This is a genomic window from Bradyrhizobium arachidis (assembly GCF_024758505.1).
Classification (GTDB): Bacteria; Pseudomonadota; Alphaproteobacteria; order Rhizobiales; family Xanthobacteraceae; genus Bradyrhizobium; species Bradyrhizobium manausense_C.
Genome location: NZ_CP077970.1, coordinates 6,094,682 through 6,119,329, shown reverse-complemented (window position 1 = coordinate 6,119,329; position 24,648 = coordinate 6,094,682). Strand labels below are relative to the sequence as shown.

Annotated in this window: 24 protein-coding genes; 21 read left to right on the top strand and 3 right to left on the bottom strand. The window is 65.4% G+C overall.

Features of this window, described 5'->3' with window-relative positions:
- Nucleotides 1-6: 6 nt before the first annotated feature.
- From KUF59_RS28320 to KUF59_RS28305, 4 genes are read left to right on the top strand one after another with little or no spacing between them, the layout of a single operon-like run.
- Entirely contained in the window at nucleotides 7-1,014 is a 1,008-nt protein-coding gene (locus KUF59_RS28320; RefSeq protein WP_212455483.1) for an ABC transporter ATP-binding protein, read from the top strand.
- A gap of 33 nt (nucleotides 1,015-1,047) precedes the next feature.
- Nucleotides 1,048-1,821 (top strand): SDR family NAD(P)-dependent oxidoreductase, encoded by a 774-nt coding sequence (locus KUF59_RS28315; protein ID WP_212455482.1) that lies wholly within the window; start codon nucleotides 1,048-1,050, stop codon nucleotides 1,819-1,821.
- Between the two features lie 28 nt (nucleotides 1,822-1,849).
- Nucleotides 1,850-3,511, top strand: a complete 1,662-nt coding sequence (locus tag KUF59_RS28310) for an FGGY-family carbohydrate kinase (RefSeq protein ID WP_258767256.1) — start codon at nucleotides 1,850-1,852, stop codon at nucleotides 3,509-3,511.
- Between the two features lie 11 nt (nucleotides 3,512-3,522).
- The gene (locus tag KUF59_RS28305; protein WP_212455480.1) at nucleotides 3,523-4,458 is read left to right on the top strand and encodes a carbohydrate kinase family protein; all 936 of its coding nucleotides are present in this window, start codon (nucleotides 3,523-3,525) and stop codon (nucleotides 4,456-4,458) included.
- Between the two features lie 123 nt (nucleotides 4,459-4,581).
- On the opposite strand, the gene KUF59_RS28300 is transcribed toward KUF59_RS28305, so the two are convergent.
- Nucleotides 4,582-5,469, bottom strand: a complete 888-nt coding sequence (locus tag KUF59_RS28300) for a LysR family transcriptional regulator (RefSeq protein ID WP_212455479.1) — start codon at nucleotides 5,467-5,469, stop codon at nucleotides 4,582-4,584.
- Between the two features lie 123 nt (nucleotides 5,470-5,592).
- Between KUF59_RS28300 and KUF59_RS28295 the strand changes: the two genes are divergently transcribed.
- From KUF59_RS28295 to KUF59_RS28265, 7 genes are all read left to right on the top strand, one after another.
- Entirely contained in the window at nucleotides 5,593-7,017 is a 1,425-nt protein-coding gene (locus KUF59_RS28295; RefSeq protein ID WP_212455478.1) for an amidase, read from the top strand.
- 99 nt (nucleotides 7,018-7,116) lie between these two features.
- Nucleotides 7,117-8,067, top strand: a complete 951-nt coding sequence (locus tag KUF59_RS28290; RefSeq protein WP_212455477.1) for an ABC transporter permease — start codon at nucleotides 7,117-7,119, stop codon at nucleotides 8,065-8,067.
- Complete coding sequence (locus KUF59_RS28285) at nucleotides 8,064-8,960, top strand: ABC transporter permease (protein WP_408918037.1); 897 nt, start codon at nucleotides 8,064-8,066, stop codon at nucleotides 8,958-8,960. Before KUF59_RS28290 ends, KUF59_RS28285 begins: the two co-directional genes overlap by 4 nt.
- Nucleotides 8,961-8,962: 2 nt before the next feature.
- Entirely contained in the window at nucleotides 8,963-9,973 is a 1,011-nt protein-coding gene (locus KUF59_RS28280) for an ABC transporter ATP-binding protein (protein WP_408918036.1), read from the top strand.
- On the top strand, nucleotides 9,970-10,983 hold the full coding sequence (locus KUF59_RS28275) for an ABC transporter ATP-binding protein (protein WP_212455475.1): 1,014 nt from the start codon (nucleotides 9,970-9,972) through the stop codon (nucleotides 10,981-10,983). The genes KUF59_RS28280 and KUF59_RS28275 overlap by 4 nt, the downstream gene beginning before the upstream one ends.
- 56 nt (nucleotides 10,984-11,039) lie before the next feature.
- Nucleotides 11,040-12,536 (top strand): ABC transporter substrate-binding protein, encoded by a 1,497-nt coding sequence (locus tag KUF59_RS28270; protein ID WP_212455474.1) that lies wholly within the window; start codon nucleotides 11,040-11,042, stop codon nucleotides 12,534-12,536.
- Nucleotides 12,537-12,692: 156 nt separating this feature from the next.
- Nucleotides 12,693-12,908: a hypothetical protein gene (locus tag KUF59_RS28265; protein ID WP_212455473.1), complete on the top strand. Its 216-nt coding sequence runs from the start codon at nucleotides 12,693-12,695 to the stop codon at nucleotides 12,906-12,908.
- A gap of 7 nt (nucleotides 12,909-12,915) precedes the next feature.
- Here KUF59_RS28265 and KUF59_RS28260 read toward each other — a convergent pair whose 3' ends face one another.
- Entirely contained in the window at nucleotides 12,916-13,155 is a 240-nt protein-coding gene (locus KUF59_RS28260; protein ID WP_212455472.1) for a hypothetical protein, read from the bottom strand.
- A gap of 119 nt (nucleotides 13,156-13,274) precedes the next feature.
- Here KUF59_RS28260 and KUF59_RS28255 point away from each other — a divergent pair, with 119 nt between their 5' ends.
- Together KUF59_RS28255 and KUF59_RS28250 are read left to right on the top strand one after the other, a co-directional pair.
- Nucleotides 13,275-13,550, top strand: coding sequence for a hypothetical protein (locus KUF59_RS28255; protein WP_212455471.1), 276 nt, complete (start codon nucleotides 13,275-13,277; stop codon nucleotides 13,548-13,550).
- Nucleotides 13,551-13,633: 83 nt separating this feature from the next.
- Nucleotides 13,634-14,923 carry a c-type cytochrome gene (locus tag KUF59_RS28250; protein ID WP_212455470.1) on the top strand — a complete coding sequence of 430 codons (1,290 nt, stop codon included), beginning with the start codon at nucleotides 13,634-13,636 and terminating at the stop codon, nucleotides 14,921-14,923.
- Between the two features lie 20 nt (nucleotides 14,924-14,943).
- On the opposite strand, the gene KUF59_RS28245 is transcribed toward KUF59_RS28250, so the two are convergent.
- Nucleotides 14,944-16,914: a 4Fe-4S binding protein gene (locus KUF59_RS28245; RefSeq protein WP_212455469.1), complete on the bottom strand. Its 1,971-nt coding sequence runs from the start codon at nucleotides 16,912-16,914 to the stop codon at nucleotides 14,944-14,946.
- 197 nt (nucleotides 16,915-17,111) lie between these two features.
- Between KUF59_RS28245 and KUF59_RS28240 the strand changes: the two genes are divergently transcribed.
- The 8 genes from KUF59_RS28240 to KUF59_RS28205 all read left to right on the top strand — a co-directional run bounded on the left by KUF59_RS28240 (nucleotide 17,112) and on the right by KUF59_RS28205 (nucleotide 24,636).
- On the top strand, nucleotides 17,112-17,819 hold the full coding sequence (locus KUF59_RS28240) for a biotin/lipoate--protein ligase family protein (RefSeq protein ID WP_249139969.1): 708 nt from the start codon (nucleotides 17,112-17,114) through the stop codon (nucleotides 17,817-17,819).
- A complete protein-coding gene (locus KUF59_RS28235; protein ID WP_212455467.1) occupies nucleotides 17,816-18,361 on the top strand; it encodes a DUF6505 family protein in 546 nt (181 codons plus the stop codon). Before KUF59_RS28240 ends, KUF59_RS28235 begins: the two co-directional genes overlap by 4 nt.
- Nucleotides 18,358-19,365 carry a DUF6352 family protein gene (locus tag KUF59_RS28230; RefSeq protein ID WP_212455466.1) on the top strand — a complete coding sequence of 336 codons (1,008 nt, stop codon included), beginning with the start codon at nucleotides 18,358-18,360 and terminating at the stop codon, nucleotides 19,363-19,365. The genes KUF59_RS28235 and KUF59_RS28230 overlap by 4 nt, the downstream gene beginning before the upstream one ends.
- Complete coding sequence (locus KUF59_RS28225) at nucleotides 19,362-19,877, top strand: DUF3305 domain-containing protein (protein ID WP_212455465.1); 516 nt, start codon at nucleotides 19,362-19,364, stop codon at nucleotides 19,875-19,877. The genes KUF59_RS28230 and KUF59_RS28225 overlap by 4 nt, the downstream gene beginning before the upstream one ends.
- Nucleotides 19,874-20,503 carry a DUF3306 domain-containing protein gene (locus tag KUF59_RS28220; protein WP_212455464.1) on the top strand — a complete coding sequence of 210 codons (630 nt, stop codon included), beginning with the start codon at nucleotides 19,874-19,876 and terminating at the stop codon, nucleotides 20,501-20,503. The genes KUF59_RS28225 and KUF59_RS28220 overlap by 4 nt, the downstream gene beginning before the upstream one ends.
- 159 nt (nucleotides 20,504-20,662) lie before the next feature.
- Nucleotides 20,663-21,442 carry a molecular chaperone TorD family protein gene (locus KUF59_RS28215; protein WP_212455463.1) on the top strand — a complete coding sequence of 260 codons (780 nt, stop codon included), beginning with the start codon at nucleotides 20,663-20,665 and terminating at the stop codon, nucleotides 21,440-21,442.
- Between the two features lie 27 nt (nucleotides 21,443-21,469).
- The gene (locus KUF59_RS28210) at nucleotides 21,470-21,679 is read left to right on the top strand and encodes a twin-arginine translocation signal domain-containing protein (RefSeq protein ID WP_212455462.1); all 210 of its coding nucleotides are present in this window, start codon (nucleotides 21,470-21,472) and stop codon (nucleotides 21,677-21,679) included.
- Between the two features lie 14 nt (nucleotides 21,680-21,693).
- A complete protein-coding gene (locus tag KUF59_RS28205) occupies nucleotides 21,694-24,636 on the top strand; it encodes a formate dehydrogenase subunit alpha (protein WP_212455461.1) in 2,943 nt (980 codons plus the stop codon).
- Nucleotides 24,637-24,648 lie beyond the last annotated feature (12 nt).

Genomic DNA, 24,648 nt, shown 5'->3' with positions numbered 1-24,648 from the left:
GCTGTCATGGGTCAGATCACACTTCAGGGCGTACAAAAAGCCTTCGGGCCAGTCCACATCATCAAGGGTGCCGACCTTGACATCGCGGACGGCTCCTTCGTGGTGTTCGTGGGACCATCAGGCTGCGGCAAGACCACGCTGCTGCGGCTCATCGCCGGGCTCGAAGACGTCACGGATGGACGAATCCTGATCGACGGCAAGAATGTCGTCGCCGTGCCGCCGGCCAAGCGCGGGCTGTCGATGGTGTTCCAATCCTACGCGCTCTATCCGCATATGAGCGTGCGCGGCAATATCGGCTTTGGCCTGAAGATGGCCGGCCTCGCCAAGGACGAGATCAACCGCAAAGTCGAGGCCGCGGCTGCAACGCTGAACCTGACGCCCTATCTGGACCGCAAGCCGCGCGAGCTCTCCGGCGGCCAGCGCCAGCGCGTCGCGATCGGACGCGCCATCGTCCGCGAGCCCAAAGCGTTCCTGTTCGATGAGCCCTTGTCCAACCTCGATGCCGCGCTGCGTGTTCAGATGCGGCTGGAGGTGACGCGGCTGCAAAAGCAGCTCGGCACCACCGCGATCTACGTGACCCACGATCAGGTTGAGGCCATGACCATGGCGGACAAGATCGTCGTGCTCAACGGCGGCAAGATCGAGCAATATGGCTCGCCGCTGGAGCTTTACGAGCGGCCCAACAACCTCTTCGTCGCCGGCTTCATCGGCTCACCAAAAATGAACTTCGTCACCGGCGAGCAGGCAGCACAGCAGGGCGCGGTCACGATCGGCGTGCGGCCCGAACATCTGAAGATCGAGCGCGGCGGCGCCGGCGGCTGGTCGGGAACGATCTCGGTCGCCGAGCATCTCGGCAGCGACACGTTTCTCTACGTCGATGCCGGCCCGCTCGGCATGCTGACCGTGCGCTACATCGGCGAATTGAGCCTGAGCGCCGGCGACCGCGTGTCGCTGACGCCGGAGCCAAACCGCGTCCATCGCTTCGACGGAAGCGGCAACGCGATCCGGGCCTGAAACACTGGGGCAAACAAGAACAGGAAAAGCACCATGTACCTGGAAAAATTCAAGCTGACCGGGAAGACTGCGATCATCACCGGCGGCGGGCAGGGCATTGGCCTAGCCTGCGCCGAGGCGCTGGCCGAGGCCGGCGCGAAGGTCATCATCGCCGACCGTGACGGCAAGGTCGCGGACAGCGCGCGTGCCAGCCTCAAGGCCAAGGGTTTTGACGCCGAGACCGTCGTCATGGACGTCACCGACACCAAGCGGGTGTCTGAAGTCGCCAACGACCTCGTCTCGCGCTTCGGCAAGGTCGACATTCTCGTCAACAATGCCGGCATTGCGCGCAGCGAAACGCCGGCCGAGACCGTGACCGACGAGCACTGGCTCAACGTCATCGACGTCAATCTCAACGGCACCTTCTGGTGCTGCCGCGAATTCGGCAAGCACATGCTGCGGGCGAAGACGGGAACCATCGTCAATGTCGGCTCGATGTCCGGCTTCATCGTCAACAAGCCGCAGGAGCAATGCTTCTACAACGCCTCCAAGGCCGCCGTGCACCATCTGACCAAATCGCTGGCGGCCGAATGGGGCGCGCGCGGTGTGCGCGTCAACGCGGTGGCGCCGACCTATATCGAGACTCCGCTCAACGCTTTCGTGAAGAGCAATCCAAAGATGTACGACGCCTGGATCGGTGGAACCCCGATGGCGCGGATGGGGCAGGTGGAGGAGATCGCCTCGGTCGTGCTGTTCCTGAGCTCGGAGGCCGCTAGCCTGATGACGGGAAGCATCGTGCTTGTGGATGGCGGTTACACTTGCTGGTAGGCTTGCGTCAGAACTGACGGGAGCGACAATGCCGCAGGCGTATATCGGCGTCGACGTGGGAACATCCAGCACGCGGGCAGGGGTGTTCGATGAGGCCGGAAATCTTCTCGCAACCGCGCGGCATCCGATCAGGACCTGGCACGAGGCCGGCGATATCGTCGAGCAGTCCTCCTCCGACATCTGGGACGCTTGCGCCAAGTCGGTGCGTGCGGCGATGGCCGAGGCGGCCATCGCGTCCGAAGCGGTCAAGGGCATCGGGTTCGATGCGACGTGTTCGCTGGTGGTGCTCGACAGGGATGGCGAACCCGTCACCGTCAGCGTTTCCGGCGACCGGCAGCGCAACGTCATCGTCTGGATGGACCATCGCGCCACGGCGGAAGCACGGCTGATCAACGAGACGCAGGACAACGTGCTGCGCTATGTCGGCGGCTCGATCTCGCCCGAGATGGAGATGCCGAAGCTGCTGTGGCTGAAGCGGCATCTGCGCGCGAGCTTTGATGCGGCCGGCCACTTCTTCGACCTTGCGGACTATTTGACCTGGCGCGCCACCGGCTCGCTGCAGCGCTCGACCTGCACGGTGACCTGCAAGTGGAACTATCAGGCCCATAACTCCCAGGATAATGCCGGCGGCTGGAGTGCGCCGTTTTTCCAGCGCATAGGCCTGTCGGAGTTCGTCGGGGAGAAATATGCGCGCATCGGCACCGAGATCGTTCCGCCCGGCACGCGGCTTGGCGCCGGCCTGACACGCGCGGCCGCGGCCGATCTGGGTTTGATTCCCGGCATACCCGTCGGCGCGTCCCTGATTGACGCCCATGCCGGCGGGGTCGGTGCGATCGGCGGACGCGACGGCTCTGATGGCACTGCCGATGTCTGCGATCGCCTCGCCTACATTATGGGGACGTCCGCCTGCATCATGGCGACGACCCGCGAGCCATGCTTCGTGCCCGGCGTCTGGGGTCCCTATTACTCCGGCATGGTGCCGGACTTCTGGCTGAACGAGGGCGGGCAGTCGGCTGCGGGTGCTGCGATCGATCATCTCCTGAAGTCGCATCCCGGACACACCGAGGCCAGCGCGGCCGCGCGCAAGGACGGCCTCGATCTCATCGACTTCCTGGAGAAGCGCATCATTGCGCGCGCCGGCAGTGCCAGCAAGGCGGCGCTGCTCGCACGCGACATCCACGTGCTGCCGGAGTTCATCGGTAATCGCTCGCCCTACGCCGACCCCGACACGCGCGCGGTGGTCGCGGGGCTGGATCTCGACACCGATATCGCCTCGATGGAGCGGCTGTTCGTGGCGGGGCTGTGCGGTCTGGCTTATGGCCTCGCAGAGGTGATCGAGGCTTTTGCGGCGCATGGCGTCACGAGCCGCATCATGATCATGGGCGGCGGTGCCAGCCGCAGCCCGCTGGTGCGGCAGATCATGGCTGATACGACTGGCCTCACAGTGGCGCTGCCGCAGACGAAGGAGCCCGTGTTGCTCGGTGCCGCCATGCTCGGCGCGGTCGCTGGCGGCGCCTTTGCCTCGATCGGCGAGACCATGGCAAAGATGTCGGCGCTTGGGAGGTTGAGCGAGCCGACCGCGGAAGGCATGGCGGACTTCCATCGCCGCAAGCGGGACGTCTATAAGCTCCTGCGCGATGTCGATCGCGGCAGCCGCGCGGCGATGCGTGGCTTCGAGTTGGCGATGTAGGGGGCGGGGCGATGCTCATCAGTTGTGGCGATGCGCTGATTGATTTCGTACCCACGCGGACCGCTGACAATCGCGAGGCCGTGATGCCCGCGGTCGGCGGCTCCTGCATCAACGTCGCAATCGGTATGGCGCGCCTGGGCGCGCCGGCTGGCTTCGTCGGCGGCATCTCCAACGACATGTTCGGACAGATGATCGCGGCTCACGCCGCGGCTTCCAACGTCGCCCTCGGCTTTGCGACCCGCACCGACCATCAGACGACGCTGGCCTTCGTGCGGATCGTCGGCGGCGAGTCGCACTACGCTTTCTACGACGCCGGAACCGCGACGCGGAATTGGACCTACCGGCGCGGCTCTATACCGTTTGCGGCGGTCGAGGCCATGCACATTGGATCGACCACGCTAGTGAACGACCAAGGAGCGGCCGAAACGCAGGCGTTGATCGCGGATGCCAGGGTGTCGGCGACGATCTCCTTCGATCCGAACTGCCGTCCCAATCTGGTCAATGACAAGCCGGCCTATCTTGCGCGCATGGGTGAGTTCGCAGCCAATGCCGACATCGTCCGCATGTCCGACGTCGATTTCACCTATCTCTACGGCAATGAGCCCTATGCCGCGCGGGCACAGGCGCTGCTGGCGCAAGGCGCGAGCCTCGTCGTCATCACCCGTGGAATCGACGGTGCCATCGCCTGGCACGCTACCGCGGGACAGATCGAGGTCGCCGCGCCCAAGGTGACGGTGGTGGATACGATCGGCGCCGGCGACAGCTTTCAGGCCGCGCTGTTGTTCGCGCTGCATAAGCAGGGACGGCTGCAGCGAATGCGGCTTCGGGATATCAGCGCCGACGAGCTTCGCCGCGCGCTGTCCTTTGCCGCCAACTGCGCCGGCCTGACCTGCACCCGTCCGGGCGCCGACCCGCCGCGCATCGGCGAGATCAGCTGGAGCTGGTAGGCGAGGGCGGCGCCTCAGACTCGTCATGCCCGGGCTTGTCCCGGGCATCCACGTTCTTGATGCCGCAAGGAAGGTCGTGGATGGCCGGGACAAGCCCGGCCATGACGGTGTGGCTCTAGGACGCTACAACCTTGCCACCGCCTTCTCCGCGCATTTGACAAAATTGCGGATGAGGGGGCTGTGGGAGTCGCGGCGCCAGCAGACGGCGATCTCGATCGAGTCGGTGGCGTCACGAAGAGGCCGGAAGACGATGCCGCTGGGGGCACCGAGCTTTGCGCAGGCGGGAACGATGGCGAGGCCTTCGCCGGCCAGCACGAGGCTCAGCGCCGAATGCACCGTTTCGACGCGGCCTACGATCGGCATGACTATCTGATGCCGCCGCAGCAGCGCTGCGACCGCGGAGGAGGCGGGCTCTTCGTCCGGCTTGGGTAGCGCAATGAGGGGACGTCCCTGCAATCTGCTCATCGGCACAGCGTTGAGGCGTGCCAGCGACGAGCCGGCCGGTACGGCGAGCACGAAGCGTTGCGTGCCGATGCGGGCGACCTGGATCTCCGGATGGTCGATGGCCGGCATGCAGAGCGCGACGGTCACGCTGCGGTCGAGCACGCGAGCCCGGCGTGTCGAGGCGCTGAGCTCGGCGAATTCCAGATCGACGCCGGGAATCGACCGCCGCAGCTCCGGAATGAGGCGCGGCAGGATCGCGTTCGCCAGCACGAACATGTATCCGACGGTGATCCGCCCGTGTCGTCCCGCTGCAACCGCGCGCGCCGCTTCGACGCCATCGGCGGCGAGCGCAAGCGCCTCGCTCGCGCGCGACAGCAGGGCCTGGCCTGCCTCGGTCAGATCCATCCCGCGTGTGCCACGGCGGAACAGGGGCGTGCCAATGTCGGCTTCGAGCCGGCGGATCTGGACGGAGAGCGGAGGCTGCGCCATTCGTAACCGCTCGGCGGCCTTGCCGACGCTGCGCTCCTCGGCGACCGCAACGAAGTAACGAAGCCGGCGAAGATCCATAGGCATACCGAAAACGTATGGGTTGACCACGAAATTCGTATTGGACGCCGAGTTAACATGGGTGCCATTCTCGCTGTCAATGCTGACGGCCAATGGCGGCTGCCTTTCAGAAAGAATGATCCGATGCCGAGTGGCGATCTCTGCTTCCTCTCCGCGGTCGAGCTGCGCGAGCGCATCGTCCGCAAGCAGGTGTCGCCAGTCGAGGTCGTGAGCGCCGCGCTGGCGCGCGCGGAAGCGTTGCAGCCGAAACTGAACTGCTTCATCACGCTCTGCGGCGACGAGGCGATGGCGCAGGCGCGCGACGCCGAGCGGAAATTGATGGCCGGCGAGCCGCTCGGCCTGCTCTACGGCATTCCCATCACCGTCAAGGACATCGTCAACACCAAGGGCGTGAGAACCACGTTCGGCGCGGTGCCCTTCAAGGACAATGTGCCCGATGAGGACGCCGTGGCGGTGGCGCGGCTGCGCGCCCATGGCGCGATCCTGATCGGCAAGACCACAACGCCCGAGTTCGGCTCAAAGTGCCTGACGGACTCGCCGCTGTTCGGCCGCACTCGCAATGCGTGGGACGCGCGGCGCTCCAGTGGCGGATCGAGCGGCGGTGCCGCGGTGGCGGTTGCGAGCGGCATCGCGCCGCTCGCGGTCGCAACCGACGGCGGCGGCTCGACGCGCATTCCCGCGGCCTGCAACGGCCTCGTCGGCCTGAAGCAGAGCAACGGCGTGATCGCGCACAGCCAGGCGCCGGATGCCTTTGGCAACCAGACCTACGTCACGCCCACCACGCGAAGCGTGGCTGACACCGCGCTGATGATGCAGGCAATGGCGGGCGAGGACGCCTGCGACCCCTGGTCGATCGGTATTCCCGTGCCCGATTTCATGGGCACCGCTACGCCGCGCGGCGACCTGCGCGGACAAAAGGTTTTGTACTGCCTGTCGCCGCCCGGACGTCCGGTCTCGGCCGACGTCGCAGGCGCCTTCAAGGCGAGCCTCGATCGGCTGGCTAGCCTCGGCGCTGAGCTCGAAGAATTCTCCGGCGATGGGTACGACATCGAGCCGATCTGGCGGGCCATCAACCACACGGTCTGGCGGACCCGCTTCTCGAAGCTCGCGGCCGAGCACAAGGGTGAGCTGAGCGAAGCGTTCCTCAAGCAGCTCGCGCTCGCCACCAAGGTGACCGGCGTTGATTACCAGGAGGCAATGTTCGCGCGCACGACGCTGTTCCGCCGGGTGCAATCGCTGCTCACCCGTGGCAATCTGCTGGCGATGCCGACCCTGACGCGCACCGCGCTGCCGATCGACCAGGACCTGTTCGGCACCATCGAGATCGACGGCCAGCAGTTTGACAGCGTGCGGCCGCATTGGTTCCCCTGGACTATGTTGTTCAACATGACCGGCCATCCCGCCATCAGCCTTCCCTGCGGGTTCGGCCGGGACGGACTGCCGATCGGCCTTCAGCTCGTCGGCCGTTTCCGCGCCGACGCCGAATTGTTGCGTGTGAGCGCGCTGTTCGAGGCTTCGCAGGACCTGTTGTCCCGGTGGCCTGCTTAAGGAGAGACCCGTGCAGCAAGGGGCTTGCGTCCGACATCGGGACATGTTGATCGTGCCGAGAGGAAGCGTCGAAACCGGAAGCCCTGAGCCCGAAAGCGCATGAGCGTATTTGTCTTACGGCGGCTTGTGACCTTGCTGGCGACGCTGGTCGGCGCATCCCTGATCATTTTCCTGGTGCTCGACGCACTTCCCGGCAACGCCGCGCAGATGCTGATGGGCGCCGATGCCTCGCCGGATGCGGTGCGCGCGCTCACCGTCAAGCTCGGCCTGGATCAGCCGCTGATGCTTCGCTATTTGCAATGGCTCAAGGGCATGGCGGTCGGCGACCTCGGCAACAGCTATGTCTACGGCACGCCGGTCGCCGGCCTGATCGCGGAGCGGCTGACGCTGACCGTTCCGCTGGCGATCATCTCGATGTCGCTGACCGTGACGCTGGCGCTGTCGGCCGGAATCTATACCGCCGCCAACCACAACAAGATCGGCGACGTCGGCGTCATGTCGCTGACCCAGATCGGGATTGCGCTGCCAAATTTCTGGTTCGCCATCCTGCTGATCCTGTTGTTCTCGGTGCGGCTGCAATGGCTGTCGGCGGGCGGGTTCGCCGGCTGGGAGGACGGCGTCTGGCCGGGCGTGAGATCTCTGCTGCTGCCGGCCTTCTCGCTGTCGGTGGTGCAGGCGGCGATCCTGGCCCGTGTCACGCGCTCGGCGGTGCTGGAGGTCCTGCGTGAGGACTTTGTGCGCACCGCGCGCGCAAAAGGGCTCGGCAAGCGCGAGGTGCTCTGGAGCCATGTGCTGCGCAACGCCATGATCCCTGTCATGACCGTGATGGGCCTGCAATTCGCCAATCTGCTTGCCGGCACCATCGTGATCGAGAACGTGTTCTACCTGCCGGGCCTCGGCCGTCTCATCTTCCAGTCGATTGCCAATCGCGACCTGATCGTGGTGCGCAACTGCGTGATGCTGCTCGCGGCCATGGTGGTCATCGTCAATTTCGTGGTCGATGTGCTTTATGCTTTCATCGATCCCCGCATCAAGGTTCATGACCTGTGAGCGATCCGCTGACCGCAGCCGTCGGCTTGCCGATCACACCAGCGCCGTCGCGGCCCGCGACCGGCTTCTGGCGCCGCGCGTTCCGGCATCGCAGCTTCGTGCTCGGTGGCGCGCTGGTGTGCCTCGTGATCGGCTCCGCGTTGCTGTCGCTGGTGTGGACGCCGTGGTCTGCCTACGAGATCGACATCGCCTCAAAACTGCGGCCGCCGTCGTGGTCGCACTGGCTCGGCACCGATGCCTTCGGCCGCGACATCGTCTCGCTGCTGCTGGTCGGTGCGCGCTCGACCATCGCGGTCGGCATCATCGCGGTCGGGATCGGGCTCAGCGTCGGCGTCTGCCTCGGCTTGATCGCCGCCGCGCGAAAAGGCTGGACCGAAGAGCTCATCATGCGCATGAGCGATTTCACCTTCGCTTTTCCGGCCGTTCTCTCTGCGATCATGCTTGCCGCGGTCGTAGGTCCCGGCATGGTGACCTCGATCACCGCCATCGGCATCTTCCAGATACCGACCTTCGTCCGGGTGACGCGCGGCTCGGCCAATGCGATCTGGGCGCGCGAATTCGTCCTCGCGGCACGCGCATCGGGGAAGGGTGCCTTTCGCATCACCATTGAGCATGTACTGCCGAACATCCTGTCGATCCTGATCGTGCAGGCGACGATCCAGTTCGCGCTGGCGATCCTTGCGGAAGCCGCGCTTTCCTATCTCGGGCTCGGCACCCAGCCGCCGCAGCCGTCCTGGGGCCGCATGCTGAACGATGCGCAGACTTTGCTGTTCCAGTCGCCGATGCTGGCGGTCTATCCTGGCGCGGCGATCGCGGTCGCGGTGCTCGGCCTCAATCTTCTCGGCGACGGATTGCGCGATCTGCTCGATCCCCGACTGGCGCGGGAGCGATGAGAATGGCTGGCCCCGCGAACGCGCCCCTGATCGAGGTCGAAGGCCTGGGCGTCCGGCTCAATACCAGCCGTGGGCCGGCGCAGGCCGTCCGGGGCGTCAGCTTTGCGCTGAAGCGCGGTGAGACGCTGGGCCTTGTCGGCGAATCCGGCTGCGGCAAATCCGTCACCGCGCTGGCGCTGATGGGACTGCTGCCGGACAGCGCCGTGATCGGCGGCAGCATCCGGCTCGACGGAAGCGAGCTCGCAAGGCTCTCCGATGCCGATTACTGCAAGCTGCGCGGCAACCGCATCAGCATGATCTTTCAGGAGCCGATGACCGCGCTCAATCCGATGCACACGATCGGGCATCAGGTGGCCGAGCCGCTCCGGCGGCACAAGAACTATTCAGCGGCACAGGCGCGGCGCGAAGCGATCGCGCTGCTCGATCGCGTCGGCCTTCCCGATGCGGCCAAGCGCGTCGATGCCTATCCGCACCAGTTCTCCGGCGGCCAGCGCCAGCGCGTCACCATCGCCATGGCGCTCGCCTGCGAGCCTGATCTGTTGATCGCGGACGAGCCGACCACCGCGCTCGACGTCACGATTCAGGGCCAGATCCTCGATCTCATCGCCGATCTCGTCGAGGAGCGCGGCATGTCCATGATCCTGATCTCGCACGATCTCGGCGTCATCGCCGAGAACGTCCAGCGCATGATGGTGATGTATGGCGGCGCCGTGGTGGAGAGCGGACCGACCAACGAGGTCTTCAGGCGCATGGGCCATCCCTATACGCAGGGGCTGTTCCGGGCCCGTCCGCGCCTCGGCGCACGCAAGGGGACGCGGCTGAAGACCATCACCGGCACGGTGCCCGAGCTTGCCGATCTGCCTGCCGGCTGCACCTTTGCAGATCGCTGTCCGCTCGTGATCGACGCCTGTCGCGCCGTACTTCCGCCTGTCGTAGACGTCGGACCCGGTCACGGCGTCCGCTGTATCAGGACAGATGTGTCGATGGCTGAACGCGTCGGGGCGTCCGCATGACCGCCGCATCCCAACCGCTTCTCGAGGTGACGGATCTCGTGCAGCGCTACACGTTGCCGCGAGAATCCGTGTTTCGTCCGCCGGGCGTGGTGCGGGCGCTGAATGGCGTGAGCGCACGAGTAACCGCCGGAAAGAGCCTCGGCGTTGTCGGCGAGTCCGGCTCGGGAAAATCGACCTTCGCCCGGCTCGCGATGGCGCTGGAGCGGCCGACCTCCGGCTCGGTGTCGCTGCTCGGCCGCGATCTCAACAAAATGCCCGCGGATGAGCTGCGCCGCGCCCGTCGCGATTTCCAGATGGTGTTCCAGGATCCCTATGGCTCGCTCGATCCGCGGCAGACCATTTCCCGCATCGTCGCCGAGCCGCTGACTGCGCTGGAGCAGGTCGACCGCGCCACCCAGCGGGCGCGCGTCGCCGCCGTGCTGAAACAGGTCGGCCTGCGCGATGCCGACATGGACAAATATCCACACGAGTTCTCCGGCGGCCAGCGCCAGCGCATCGCCATCGCGCGCGCGCTCATCACACAGCCGAAACTTATCGTCGCCGACGAGCCGGTGTCCGCGCTCGATGTCTCCGTGCAGGCGCAGGTGCTCAACCTGATGCAGGACCTGCAGGAGCAGTTCGGCCTCAGCTACATCCTGATCAGCCACGATCTCGCCGTCGTCGATTACCTCTGCGACGAGGTCGCCGTGATGTATCTCGGGCGGATCGTCGAACAGGGCAGGCCGGACGACCTCTTCGCACATTGCGCCCATCCCTATACGCGGGCGCTGCTGGAAGCCGTTCCGCGGGCGCGCGCCGGTGGCGAACGGCGCCGCCGGGGCGCGCAGGTGATCGCCTCGCAATCATCAGCTGCGACTGGATGTCCCTACGCCTCCCGCTGCCCGCTAGCCGACCAGCATTGCCGCGACACCGCGCCTGCGCTACGCAAGGTCGGCCCGACGCACCTTGCGGCCTGCCACAAGGCCGAGGAGGTCATGACCCTGCCGGCTCTGGTGGCCGAAGCGGGTTAGCGTCGGGGCGCGGATTGGCGTAAATTAGTCACGTGAATGGCCGGGGAGAAAAATCGATGTTCAAGAAGCTCATCATTGTCGCGGTTGCCGCCGCCTTTGCCGCGGCACCGCTGCCCGCCCTGGCGCAGGGCAAGAAGGACAGCGTCGTCATGGCGATGGCGCTGGAGCCACCGGGCCTCGATCCCACCGTCGCGGCCGCCGCAGCGATCGCGGAGGTGACGCTTTACAACGTCTATGAGACGCTGACCAAGATCAACGAAGATGGCTCCGTGTCGCCCCTGCTGGCCGAGAGCTGGCAGGCCTCGCCCGACTTGAAGACCTATACGTTCAAGCTGCGCAAGGGCGTCAAATTCCACAACGGCGAGCCCTTTGATTCTGCGGCAGTGAAGTTCTCGTTCGATCGCAATGCGGTGCCGACCAGCACCAACAAGGACAAGAGCCTGTTCCAGAGCTTCGAGTCCGTGACCGCGCCTGACGCGGACACCATCGTCATTGCTGTGAAATATTCCGAGCCGAACCTGCCGTTTCTCTTGGGGCAGGCGAGCGGCTCGATCGTCGAGCCCAAGAGCGCGCCGACCAATGTGACGCAACCGGTCGGCACCGGGCCCTATCAGCTCGGTGGCTGGACCAAGGGATCGTCGATCACGCTCAACAAATGGGCCGACTATCGCAATGCCGCGGCGATCAAGCTCTCCAAGGTGACGATCCGTTTCATCTCCGATCCGGCGGCGCAGGTCGCGGCCCTGCTGTCCGGCGACGTCGATGCATTTCCGCGTGTAGCCGCAGCCCGCAGCCTTGCGCAGTTCAAGGCCGATCCGCGCTTCAACGTGCAAATCGGCGGCTCCAAGGCGAAGACCATCGTCGCCATCAACGAGAAGAAGAAGCCGCTCGACGACGTGCGGGTTCGCCGCGCGATCCTCGCCGCGATCGACCGCAAGGCGATGATCGACGGGGCCGTTGACGGTTTCGGCACGCCGATCGGCAGTTTCTACGTGCCGGGATCGCTCGGCTATGTCGACACCACCGGCATCAATCCTTACGACCCCGAGAAGGCCAAGAAGCTGCTCGCGGAAGCCGGTGTCACCGCGCCGCTCGAGCTCTCCCTCAAGCTGCCGCCGCCGTCCTACGCGCGGCAAGGCGGGGAGGTTCTCGCGGCGCAGCTGGCGAAGGTCGGCATCATCGCCAAGATCGAGAACGTCGAATGGGCGCAATGGCTGTCGCAGGTCTTTGCCGGCAACGGGCCGCACAATTTCGATCTCACCATCGTCAGCCATGTCGAGCCTTTCGACCTCGTCAAGATCACCGAGCCCGACTACTATCTTGGCTACAACAACGAGGCGTTCAACGCGCTCTACAAGCAGATCGTGACGACGCCTGACGAAGCCGGTCGCGCAAAACTGCTTGGCGATGCCCAGCGGATGCTGGCGACCGATGCGGTCGCCGGCTTCCTGTTCCAGCCGCAATTGATCACCATCACCAACAAGAAGCTGAAGGGCGTGTGGAAGGAAGTTCCGCAATTCGAAAACGACTTTTCGGCGTGGGCTTGGGAATAGCTGGAAGCGGCAGGCGCGGCGGAACTCGTTGTCCGCCGCGCTTGCCTGACATCACCTTGTGATCAACGAATAGGGAGGTGTGAAGCGGCTCACAGTGGAACCTCACGTTCCACACTAATCAGGTCGTCGATACGTACAGAACCAATGGAGGTTCGCATGTCGCGCCTGATCATCTCAGGACTGGTTTCCGCCGCCTTGCTCGCCGTTGCGACCGGCGCAATGCGATCACATTCTCACCTCGACGGCGGCACTGTCGGACAGGCGCGCGCATCGGCATCGCAAGACAGCGCCAGCGTCGCCCAAGCCGGCCAACTGCCCGTGCAGGATTTCGAGGACCGCTCGCTGGTCTTCCCGCGGGACGTCAAGCCTTAAGACACCCTCAAGGGCTCAGCAGCATCGGATCGATCGCGACGTAGTGGCCGAGCAATCCGAGGGATTGCAGATCTGCCGCATGCAGGTCGATTTCGAGGATCGCCAGCAGCAGCGCCAGCGTGGTCGCGGCGAGGATGAGGGCCGGCGAGGCTTTCCGGCTCGCAGCACCCTGACGCCGTGACAATAGCGCCCGGGCACTGCGCCACCGCGCGATCAATTGCAGATACGCTTTTGCTCGTATGTGCATGGCCGGCCTCTGAACCATCCTAGGTTCGGCTGTCCTGCGGCTCAAGGCGCCGCTTGTCGCAATCTGGAACGAAGGCAGGTCGCTGTCGTTGAGTTGGATCAACGAACGGAGATATCCCCGTGCGGACCCTTGTGCTCATCGTCTGCCTGACGGCCGCCTTCGGCTGCGGCGGCGCCACCGCCGAGCCGGATCAGGGCAACGCGAATTCTGCGACGGTCGGAACGGCACGCACGCCGCCGGAGGACAAGGGGCAGTTGCAGCCGCAGGGCTGGACCGGGCCGCTCAACACGCAATCCGGCGGTGCGCCCGCCGAAAGTCCGCAAGGCCAGAGCCCGCCCGGCATGCAGGCGGCGCCGGAAGGATCTGACAAAACGGTCGTCGCGCCGGAGAAATAGGGCAGGCTAGCGCTTTTGCCGGGACGGAAAGTTCGGGCAGAATGGGGAGGCGTCTGCTTCCCAGCAACCGGCCCGGACTGCTCATGCATTTCCGTTTGCTTTCCGCCGCTCTGCTTCTCGCGCTGTCGTCGCTCGGGCCACCGCCTGCACGCGCGCAGTTGATGGGACATGGCGGGCCCGTTCGCGCCATCGCGGTGTCGACCGACGGCAAGACGGTGCTGTCGGGCAGCTTTGACACGGCCGCGATCCGGTGGTCATTGTCGAGCGAGGCGGCTGAGCAGGTGCTGCGCTTCCACAGCGATGCGGTGAATGCGGTCGCGTTCCTCGGCGGCGCGCGCATGGCAACCGCCGGCGCGGACGGCCGCATCGCACTCTGGACGGAAGGCCGGCCGCAACCGGACGCGGTGCTCGAGGGCCATGCCGGGCCAATCGTCGCGCTCGCGGTCGCGCCCGATGCGTCGCGTCTCGCTTCCGCGTCATGGGACCGCACGGTGCGGCTCTGGTCGCTGTCGGACGGCGGATCACGCGTACTCGAAGGGCATTCGCAAAACGTCAACGGCGTCGCGTTTGCGCCGGACGGCAAGTCGCTCGTCAGTGTGGGCTATGATCTCACCGTGCGGATCTGGCGCCTCGCGGACGGCACGTCCGACACTGTCACGTTGCGGGCACCTCTGAATGCGGTGACGATTGCGCCCGATGGCGAGATCGTCACCGGTGCCGCGGACGGCAAGTTGCGGATGCTTGATGCCGACGGCAAACCGGCGGGCGAGGTCGCGGTTGGCCCGACACCCGTCGTGGCGCTGGCGCTCTCCGGTGACGGAATCCTGATCGCGGCCGCCGGTATCGGCGGCACGGTGGCGATCGTCGATCGCAAGACGCGCAGCCTGTTGCGGACGCTGGTGGGGCCAGGGCTGCCGGTGTGGTCGGTCGCGTTCCTGCCGGATGGCGAGACGCTGGTGACGGGCGGCGCTGACGGCAAGATTAGGCGCTGGAATGCGCGTACCGGCGACCCCATCGGTTCGAACCTCCTGGGTACGCCGGCCGATCCGCTCGCGCCTTATGCCGGCGATCACGGCGCCGATGTGTTTCGGGCGTGCGTTGCCTGTCACACCCTGTCAGACAAGGAGGTTCAGCGCGCGGGCCCGACGCTCGCAGGACTCTTCGGCCGCAAGATCGCGTCTCTCCCCGGCTATCGCTTCTCCGACGCGCTGAAGACGATGGACATCGTCTGGACGCCGGAGACGGTCGCAAAACTGTTTGAGGTCGGACCGAATGTCTTTACGCCCGGCACCAAGATGCCGGAGCAGCGCATCGGCTCGGCCGAGGATCGCCGCGCGCTGACCGACTTCCTCGGCCGCGCGACGTCGCGCTAGAAGATGTCCGTGGTTGGCGCCTATTCCTTGTTGTCGCGCTCGCGCAGATAGTCGTCCGTGGTGCGCGGCGGCGTGCGTTCGGGAACGCCCTTGAACGGATCGAACTGCTGTTCGCTCATCACGATGACGCGGCAGTCGGCGCACATCCTGAGTGCGTCGATCCGTCGGTCGCCGGCGGGATACATCCAGTGTCGGCCCTCGAGCTTGGCCGCGATGCGATCGATCGTGCTCTTGACGCCGAAGGCCGTGCCGCAGCGCACGCAGAGCGCAGGCTCCTCTTCCTTGATGATCTTGGCTGGCGCGCGGGCGGCGCGAAAATCGATCTGCGGCTTGAGCGTGATGACCTTTTCAGGACAGGTGCTCTGGCACAGGCCGCATTGCACGCAGGCATCCTCAATGAATTTCAGCACTGGCCGATCGGGATCGTCGCGCAGCGCGCCGGTCGGGCATGCTGAGACGCAAGCGAGGCACAAGGTGCAGCCGCCGGTGTCGACGCTAACAGCGCCGACTGGCGCGCCCTGCGGCAGGGCGATCACGTCAACCGGTTTTGGTGCGAGGCGATGCAACTCGCTGAGGGCGAAGCGCAGGAGGTCGCGCCGCTTGCCGACCGTCTTGAAGGTCGCCGGTGTCGCGACCGCCGCCAGTGGTCCGATGCCGGTCAGATGGCCGCTGAGCGCGTCGGGGTCGTCGGTTTCGATGGTGGCGACGCGGCGGCCCTCAAATCCGAGGCCGCCAAGGATCGCCTCGGCCGTGCTGATCGTCTGCGATAGTCCGGTCACATCGTGGCGCGGCTTTGCGCGCAGCAGGAAGCGCACGGCTGTTACCCCATAGGCGAATGCGCCGACGATCGCGTCCAGCCCGACCTGCGTGAGCTCGTTGACGGCAAAAGGAAGCACGTTCGCCGGCAGGCCGTCGCCATGTCGTGCCAGGGCATCGATCAGCGGCGCGCCGTGCGGGCTGTCATGAAACAGCAGCACCGCATTCGTGCCACCGGCCTGGTGATAGGCGAGCAACATGGCGCGAAGCTTTTGGAGCTGCGTATCCGCTGGCGGTAACGTGTACGATACCGCGCCGGTCGGGCAGGCGGCCGCGCATTGGCCGCAACCTGCGCAGATGTTCGGATCGATCGCGACGTGATCGCCGTCGGGCGTGATCGCGCCGGTCGGACAGAGATCGAGACAGCGATGGCACCCCGTGCGCTTCGAACGCGAATGGGCGCAGAGATCGGGCGTGACGTCGATGTATTTCGGCTTGTCGAAGCTGCCGACGAGATCGCGCGCGGCCAGCACCGCGCGCAGCACTGCAGCGGGATCGTTCGGATCGGCACGCAGATAGCCGTCGCGCAAATCATGGGCGGAAAACAGCGGCCTCTCGCCCGAAAGGTCGAGCACGAGATCGCAGCGCGACGTGACGCCGCTTCTGGGCGTATCGAGCACGAAGCGATCGCGCGAGGAGGGGCGAGGACGCGCATAATCGTCGATCGTAAGCTCGAATGCACCGAAATGCCCTTTTGCGGAGCGGATCGCGCCTTGCACGATCGGGAAGACCGTTGCGGCCGGCGGCACCGTGTCACCGAGTTGCTTCAGCATGACCGTGACGTCGAGGTGATCGGCAAGCAGGCGGCCGGCTTCGATTGCGGCTTCGTCGCGCCCGTAGATCAAGACCACGCCGTCGCTCGACAAGGTGACGAGCGGATAATCCGGTGCCGGGACTGATGCGGACGCGAGCAGGGCCGCCATCTTCGCGCCGGCGCGCGCGCCGTCGCGCGACCAGCCGGCCGTTTCGCGGATGTTGACGAAGTCGATCGCGTCAGCACGTTCGCCGGCTTCGTCCGAAAACTGCGCCGCCTGCTGTGTGCAGGCGACCGTCAGCGCGCCATCTGCCGCGGCAGCCTTACGAAAGTGATCGAGCTCGGCGCCGCAGAGATGGCGGAAGGTTTTGATCTCAGCGTTCGGGCATCCGCGCCGGATCGCGGCCGTGTCGAGACGCATCGTGTCTTCGCACGAGCAGATCAGGACGGTTTTCGCTGGCTGCTCCAGGTCGACCTCTCTGCCAATCCGGCGCCGACTGTGGACTCGCGCCGGCTCTTCGCCTCGTATAGACATTATCGACCGGGAAGAAAAGGAAAGTGGAGGACGGCCTGCCGTCAACCCCAACGAGCCACGTTTCCCTGGCGGAACCAATCCACTTGCCGCCGCCGTTCACATTGGTGCGGTTGCGCGAGAGTGGTGACGCTTTTGCCCATGCATGCCGCATTGCACAGGAGAGCGGGGCCGGGACGCTGGTCTATGTCGGCCGCTTCGACCTCGCGGAGTTCGCCGTGGTGCTCGAGCCGTGCGAGCCGCTGGGCGAAGCGCGGCGCGCGTTCTATGCCGGCATGGTCGCACTGTCAGATGCCCTGCGCGCCTACGCGCCGCCGAACAAGCCGGTCACGATCGGCTGGCCGGATGCGGTCAGGATCGACGGCGGCCTGATTGGTGGCGGGCGCATGGGATGGCCTCCCGCCGCCGACGAGGACAAGCCGCCGCCCTGGTTGGTGTTCGGCGCCATGATCCGGACGGTGGCCATGAGCGACGACGAGCCGGGCGTGCATCCGCTGGCTTCGGCACTCGACCAGGAGGGTTTTGGCGAGGCCGGCGCAGCGCAGGTGACGGAGAGCTTTGCCCGGCACCTGATGCTGACCATCGATAGCTGGCAGGCCGACGGTTTTGACAGCGTCGCCCGCGAATATCTCGGTCGGATGCCGCGCGAGCGGCAAACCGTTCAGCGCATCGACGAACACGGCGATCTCCTCACGCGCCGCATTGGCACGGACGCGATCGAGCGAAGCGGGCTGGTTCAGGCGCTCGCGACGCCATCCTGGCTCGATCCGGCGCTTGGAGGGCCGCGCCTGTGAAGCTGCTGCGCACCATCGCGCTCGATCCCTCCGACACGTTCGTGTTCGACGTGGCAGCGGAACCGGGCGAATGGGCCGTCTCCGGCGCCTTCCGCTTCTGGGATCGCGACGCTGCGAAGCTCGATGGCAAGGATCGCGCCGCGTTCCGCGGCGGCTTCCTCGGCGTGCAATCCTGGGGCTGGTCGACGCTGGCGCAGATCGTGCCGGCGACGGAGGCCGATTACCGGGACCTTGTCGACCTCCTGGCCCGGCAACTCGTCGACCGCTTCGGCGCGCCGGACATGGCCGCCGCACGGACCGCTGCGGAGGAGGAAGTCACCTTTGCCCAATCGCTCTGCACCCATCCGATCTCTTCGCTGATTGCAGTCCATCGGGTGGCGCAGGACGGCGAGATGCGCGAATCCTTCCGCCGGCTGCAATTGCGGGAAGGGCAGGGGCGGACGCACAGCAAGGCGTTCTCCTTCATGGAGGTGGTTGAAGACACCGAACCCGACGAAAGTCTCAATCTTGCGGAGTTGGGCCGGGAGCCCGGCCAGAGATGAATGATTTCTGGATCGCCTGCGGACATCATTTGCTCGATCGCGACGAGGGCGGCGGTCTCTGCGTCACCGACGAGTTCCTGAAGGCCTATTTTGCCCGTCCCGAGCTGATGCCGCCGGAGGACGCGTGCCCGGTCGAACGCCGGCTGCACCGCGAATTGCTCGCTGACCCGCGCCAGCCGGTCAGTGCCGATGAGATCGCTGGGATTGCCGATGCCGATGCGAGGGAGAACTGGCAGTTCGTGCTGACGTTTCGCGATCTCCTGTTGCGGCATCCGACGCTCGAAGCTGCCTATCTTGCATTGGTACGATCAGGTGCGAACGACCTGCCGCCGCTGTTCGTCAACCAGCTCGTGCACGTCATCCTGCGCAATGCGCTCGACGGTTGCGATGATCCGTTCGTGCTGCGCGCGGCCGAGCTATTCTTCCGGACCCAGCGAATCCTGCCGCATGAGCAGGCCCTCCTGCTCGGCGACGAGGAGATCGTCGGCGGGCGCACGCCGACCCCGGTGCTCTCGCTGATGTCGATGCTGGGCGCGACGACCGATGAGGTGGTCGACGTGTTGAACGCGGAGAATGCCGAGGCCTATTGGCAGCGCAGCGACCAGTTCGACATGGCCTTCGATCTCACGGCCGACGGCAGCGGACCGACTGCGCTGGCGCAGGCAATGACGCGCTGGGTTTCCCATCTGCTCGGCATCGACGTTACGATCGAGCCGCTGCGCGCGCTGCAGGACGCAAAGCTCACCTGGTATGTCGGGCTCGATGCCGACGCCACCAGGCTCGGCGATCGCCTCTGGCACGGCGAGGAACTCGACGAGCGAAGCGCCGACCGCGTGCTGGCGTTGTTCCGTCTGACGTTTGTCGATTCAACCCTTGCGCTCGACGATGTCGAGGACGAGCCGGTCTACCTGATCCTGTCGATGACGGCGGATCAGAAGCTCCGGATGAAGCCACAAAATCTGCTGACTGGCTTGCCGGTGAAGCGTCTGGAGATGGTGACATGAGCCCCGCGGCGTCGCCATTGCTGTCGATCCCCGTCGGCGTCGTGGTCGAGCGGCGCAAGGCCGACTCGCCCTGGGTCGACTTCATCTGGCGCGGTATCGCCGTCCTGCCCGACGAGCCCGCCACAAAACCCTGGACCGTGCTTCGCGATCAGGACGGCACGACGCTGTTCTATGCCGGCAGCGCCGCCGTCGATCTCTATCCGTCCGAGACGGCGCGCTATCGCGACAATCTCGCCTCGGGTAGCCCGAGCATCTGGACCGTGCTGTCGCCGTCGGAAGGCGCCTGGCCTTATGCCGTCACGGCTGTTACCGCCGATCCCGCGGAGGGCGAGGGATTTACCGAAGCCGCCGACAATCTGGTCGAGGCGGTGCCGATGCCGGAGGTGCTGCGCGAGGCAATTGAAAGCTTCATTGCCGAGCACCATGTCGAGCGGGAATTCGTGAAGCGCAAGCGGCGCCGTGCCGATCCGGAGGCGCTGGCGCGGCGCGATCATGAGGGTGGACAGGAATGAGCGAGGAAGAGTTCCTTGCACGCTGGTCCCGCCGCAAGCGCGAGCAGCGCGCGGACGTCGCGCCTGCGGAGCCGGCGAAGCCTGCCGACGCGCAACCCGCGCCGCCGGCGCCTGCCGCGAAGGGCGAGGAGAGCGAGCTCGATCTGTCTGATCTGCCGTCGATCGACGAGATCAATGCCGCGACCGACATCACCGCTTTCCTGCGCAAGGGTATTCCACAGGAGTTGAGCCGTGCGGCGCTTCGCCGCGCCTGGGCCGCCGACCCCGCCATCCGCGACTTCGTCGGGCTTGCGGAGAACGCATGGGATTTCAACGACCCGACCGCGATGCCGGGCTTTGGACCGCTGGATTGCTCCGCGGAGGAGCTGGCCGCGCTGGTCGATCGCATCGTCGGCGGCGTACGCGAGGCGGTGGAGTCATTGCCTGACCTATCCGTTGAATCAGCGGATTCATCGGAGGAATCCCATCCAACCGATACGGCAACCGCACCCGATGTCGTCGAGCCGCCGGGTGCGGCGGAACTCCCGCCAATACCTGCTGCGGTGCAACCGACGGTGGCCGAGAGACATGCGGATTTTGCCGAGCCGGTCCGGTCCCGCACACACGGTGGTGCACTGCCGCGCTGAGCAGCGCGACGAAAGGCTATAGCCTTAGACTATTGGTGGGCGATTGACCGGCGGTGGAACCGGAACTACCCTTGCCCTACTGCTTTGTAACAAAAGAAATAATCAAGCAGACGGCACTTCGGACGGGACAAGCAGACGGGACTCGGATGGGAGGTCCACGTGCGCGATGACGGTCTTGATCGTGCGATCGATGCTGCGGGCGGCATTGCTCAGCTTGCGCGCAAGATCGGCATCAGCCAGCCCTCGGTCTCGAACTGGAGCAGGGTGCCGGCGCAACGGGTGGTTGCAGTCGAAGCTGCGACCGGAGTGTCGCGCACCGACTTGCGGCCGGATCTCTACAGCGAACAGGCCGTCGCCGCAGAGCCGCTCGATCCCATCGATGCGGCCCGCGCGCAGGAATACGCGTTGCTGGCAACACTTCTATCCGCGCCGCCGTCGAAAAGATTGCTCGAGCAGCTTGCTGCATTGACCGGTGATGCGACGCCGCTCGGACGCGCGCATGCCGACCTCGCGAGGGCCGCATCAGATACTGTAGCAGCGAAGATCGAGCGCGAATATTTCGATCTGTTCGTCGGGCTTGGCCGCGGCGAGTTGCTGCCCTATGCCTCCTACTATCTCACTGGCTTCCTCAACGAGCGACCGCTGTCGCGTCTGCGTGCGGACCTGACTGCGCTCGGCATCGAGCGGGTCGCCAACAGTTCCGAGCCCGAGGATAACGCTGCCATCCTGTGTGAGGTCATGGCGGGCCTTGCCGGCGGGAGCTTCGAGGCGTCGCCCGAGGCCCAGCGTGCCTTCTTCGAAAAGCACGTGTCGTCCTGGATGGGACGGCTGTTTGCCGACATGGAGAGTGCCGAAAACGCCCGTTTCTATCGGGCGGTCGGCGCGCTCGGTCGCGCCTTGCTCGAAATCGAGACGGAAGCATTCACATTCGCCAACTGACCGACGCGTTGGTCCGGGAGAGCTGCGATGAGTGACGAGACGAAAGCCAAGGTCGGACGCCGCGATTTTCTGCGCAAGGTCGGCATCGGCACGGTCGGCGCCGGCGCGACGCTCGCGACGCCGCTGGTCGGGTCGGCGCAGGCCGACAGCGAGAACAACGATGAGAAGCGCAAGGCGCGCTACAAGGAATCCGATCATGTGAAGGCCTTTTACCGCGTCAATCGCTATCCGGCTTGAGAGGGAGGCCGCCCGTGCTTATCAAGCGAACCCATCAGCGTCCCGATCGCCGCGGCTCCGTCGCTGACGCTCTGTCCAGTCGAGGCGGTGGCCTCGACCGCCGCAGCTTCCTGCGCAAATCCGGTCTTGCCGGCGGCGCGCTTGCAGCGCTCGGCACCCTGCCGGTCGCCAGTGTGCGCAAGGCGGAAGCGGCGATGGCAGGTCCGCTCACCGCGGGCGCAACCGTCCGCAAGAGCATCTGCACGCATTGTTCGGTCGGATGTACGGTGACGGCGGAGGTGCTGAACGGGGTATGGATCGGCCAGGAGCCGAGCTGGGATTCCCCGATCAATCGTGGATCGCATTGCGCCAAGGGGGCCTCCGTGCGCGAGCTCGTGCACAGCGAGCGGCGGCTGCGCTACCCGATGAAGCTCATGAACGGGCAATGGACGCGCGTCTCATGGGAGACCGCGATCAACGAGATCGGCGACAAGTTCCAGGCCGTGCGCGAGAAGTCGGGCCCGGATTCCGTCTATTGGCTCGGCTCGGCCAAGATGACCAACGAAGGCGCCTATCTGTTCCGCAAGCTCGGCGCGTTCTGGGGCACCAACAACACCGATCATCAGGCCCGCATCTGCCATTCAACCACCGTCACCGGCGTCGCCAATACCTGGGGCTACGGCGCGATGACTAACAGCTACAATGACATTCGCAACGCCAAGACACAGGTCGTGCTGGGCGGCAATCCGGCGGAGGCGCATCCGGTTTCGCTGCAACATCTGCTCGAGGGCAAGGAACTGCAAAAGGCCAACTTCATCGTCATCGATCCGCGCATGACACGTACGGCCGCACACGCGACCGAATATGTTCGCATGCGGCCCGGGACCGACATCCCCGTGCTCTACGGCATGATGTGGCACATTCTCCAGAACGGGTGGGAGGACAAGGAATTCATCAGGCAGCGCGTCTATGGGTTCGACGATGTCCGCAAGGAGGTGGAGAAGTGGAATCCGGAAGAGGTCGAGCGCGTCAGCGGCGTTCCCGGCGAACAGCTCAAGCGCGTCGCCCAGAAGTTTGCCACGGAGAAGCCGGCAACGCTGATCTGGGCCATGGGCCAGACCCAAAAGACCGTCGGCACCGCCAACGTGCGGGCCAGTTGCATCGCGCTGCTGATGACAGGAAATGTCGGCGGAGAGGGCAAGGGTGCCAACATCTTCCGTGGTCATGACAACGTGCAGGGCGCGACCGATGTCGGGCTCGATATCGTCACGCTGCCGTTCTACTATGGCCTCGCCGAGGGCGCTTGGAAGCACTGGTCGCGGGTTTGGGAGGTCGACTACGAGTACTTGAAGTCACGCTTCGACTCCAAGCAGATCATGGAAACCCCCGGCATCCCGCTGACCCGCTGGTTTGATGCTGTGACGCTGCCGAAAGATCAGGTCGCGCAGAAAGACAATGTGAGGGCGGTGTTCGTACAGGGACACGCTTCCAACAGCATCACCCGCATTCCTGAATCGCTCAAGGGCCTGAAGGCGCTCGAGCTGCTCGTCATCGCCGACCCCCACCCGACGACCTGGGCCTCGCTCGCCGTCGAGGCAGGACGCCAGGATGGCGTCTACATTCTCCCGGTCGCCACGCAATTCGAGTGCAAGGGTTCGCGCGTAGCCTCGAACCGCTCGCTGCAATGGGGCGAGCAGATCGTGAAGCCGATCTTCGAATCGAAGGATGATCTCGAGATCATCTATCTGATGGCAAAGAAGCTCGGCTTCGCCGACCAAATGTTCAAGAAAATCAAGGTCGAGAACAATCTGCCTGAAGCAGAAGATGTGCTGCGCGAGATGAACCGCGGCAGCTGGTCGACCGGCTATTGCGGGCAATCGCCTGAGCGCCTCAAGGCGCATATGAAGAACCAGGCGAAGTTCGACATGCTGACGATGCGGGCGCCCAAGGACGATCCCGAGGTCGGCGGCGACTATTATGGTCTGCCCTGGCCGTGCTGGGGATCACCGGAGGTCAAACATCCCGGCACGCCGCTGCTCTACAACACCAATCTGCATGTGATGGATGGCGGCGGTACGTTCCGGCCGCGTTTTGGCGTGGAGCGCGAGGAGAAGCTGCCGGACGGTACGACGCGGAAAGTGAGCCTGCTCGCGGACGGCTCGTTCTCGAAGGGTTCGGGGATCGAGGACGGCTATCCCGAGTTCACGCTGGCGAGTCTGAAGAAGCTCGGCTGGGACACGGAGCTCACCGAAGCCGAAATGGCCGTGATCAACAAGATCAACCCGGCCAATCCGGACACGGTGTCGTGGTCGCTCGATCTTTCGGGCGGTATCCAGCGCGTGGCGCTGGCCCATGGTTGTGTGCCTTATGGTAACGGCAAGGCGCGCATGCATGCCTTTGGCTTGCCCGATCCAATTCCGGTTCACCGCGAGCCGATCTACACGCCGCGCGTCGACCTGGTCGCGAAATATCCGACGATGCCGGATGCCAAGCAGTTCCGCATGCCCAACATCGGCTTCTCGGTACAGAAAGCAGCTGTGGAGAAGGGAATTGCCAAGCAGTTTCCGATCATCCTGTCGTCCGGCCGCCTGGTCGAATATGAGGGCGGCGGCGAGGAGACGCGCACCAACCCCTGGCTCGCCGAATTGCAGCAGGACATGTTCATCGAGATCAATCCTGCCGATGCCGCCGAGCGCGGCGTCAAGGACGGCGGCTGGGTCTGGGTCACGGGCGCCGAGAACGGTTCCCGGGCGAGAATGAAGGCGCTCGTCACCGAGCGCGTCGGCAAGGGCGTTGCCTGGATGCCGTTCCACTTCGGCGGTTGGTTGGCAGGCAAGGATCTGCGCGGCAACTATCCGAAGGGCACCGATCCGATCGTGCTCGGCGAAAGCGCGAACACGATCACCACCTACGGATACGATCCCGCGACGGGCATGCAGGAGCCCAAGGTCACTCTCTGCCAGATCGCGGCGGCATAAGGAGCAACGACG